The following is a 1,547-nucleotide window of genomic DNA, read 5'->3' on the forward strand; positions in this document are numbered from 1 at the left end:
CAGTGCGATCACGACTGGGCTTGAAGGGGCAGTTTGAACGATGGCGCCGTCCGTGTTGTTTTCCACGGATTTTTCATGGGCCAATCGCTTCTCTTCATCCAGCTCTTCGGGGGTCATGAAGTGTTTCTGATCCACCGGCTTGATCAACAGGTTACAAATGAGACCAATCACCAGCATGCCGACCAGGATGTACATGGTCTGGTTGTAAACCTGATCACGTGGAATACCCAAACCAAGCTGATATTCGCGCATGTAGTTCACCACCACGGGGCCGATGATGCCAGCTGTGGCCCAGGCGGTCAGCAAGCGGCCGTGGATCGCGCCCACGTTTTGCGTACCGAACAAGTCAGCCAGATAGGCAGGCACCGTTGAGAATGCACCACCGTACATACTCAAGATGATGCAGGCGGCACCCACGAAGAGGAACTTGCTGCCAATGCCCGCACTAATGGGCAAGCTGAAGTACAGGGCAGCACCGAGGATGAAAAACACAGAATAGGTGTTTTTACGACCGATCTTGTCAGACAGGTTGGCCCAGAAGAAGCGACCCGCAATGTTAAACAAGCTCAGAATCGCAGCAAAGCCAGCGGCCACACCGGCAATGGCGGTTTTGTCGGCTGCACTCAGCTCTGTAAACTTCTTGGCCACGCCAATCAATTCACCACCAAACACCTCTTGCAGCATCGGGCTGGCCATGCCGATCACACCGATACCGGCAGACACGTTCATGGTCAACAGGGCCCACACCAACCAGAACTGGGGAATGCCCCAGATCTTTTTCACGTGAACGTGGTTTTGGGTGATCATGCTCTTGGAGGCGGCTTTGGGCTGCTCTGTCCAACCTTCGGGTTTCCAGCCTGAAGCAGGCACGCGGTAACCGAAGGATCCGGCCAGCATGGCTGCCATGTACAACACGCCCATTACTGCAAAGGTTTGCCAAACGCCCACGCTGGTGGGGGTGGCAAAGTGCTTCATCAGCTCGGCAGCCAGTGGTGAACCAATCATCGCACCGCCACCGAAGCCCATGATGGCCATACCGGTGGCCATGCCGCGCTTGTCCGGAAACCACTTGATCAGGGTGGACACGGGCGAAATGTAGCCCAAGCCCAGCCCGACGCCACCAATCACCCCTGAACCCAGGATCATGATCCAGAACTGGTGCACGTAGATGCCGAAGGCAGAGATCAACATCCCACCACCCCAGCAAAACGCGGCAACCACACCCGCTTTTCGGGGACCGGCGTGCTCAAGCCAACCGCCCCAAATGGCAGCGGCCAAACCCAGAAACACGAAAAACAGCGTGAACATCCACCCCAATGTGGCCACTGACCAGTCGCAGTTGGTGGTGAACAGTTGGCCGAAGAAACCCACGTCGGGCCCGCAAGCCACGCCCCCTAGGGCCTTGGACAAGGGCAGCCAGAACACGGAGAAACCGTAGGCCATGCCAATACACAAATGAATGGCCAGCGCCGCGGGCGGCACCAACCATCGATTAAAACCGGAACCCGCGATGGTCCGCTCCTTGGCGAGCAAGCCGCTTGATTGGC

General features: G+C 57.2%; 1 protein-coding gene. It reads right to left on the minus strand.

Going from position 1 to position 1,547, the window contains the following annotated elements; genetic code table 11:
• Window positions 1–1,533 (minus strand): OFA family MFS transporter (locus QQJ87_RS14615; RefSeq protein ID WP_284282639.1); only part of this gene is annotated, 1,533 nt, incomplete at its 3' end.
• Window positions 1,534–1,547: the final 14 nt, after the last annotated feature.

The sequence above is a fragment of the Limnobacter litoralis genome (assembly GCF_030160455.1).
GTDB lineage: Bacteria > Pseudomonadota > Gammaproteobacteria > Burkholderiales > Burkholderiaceae_B > Limnobacter > Limnobacter litoralis.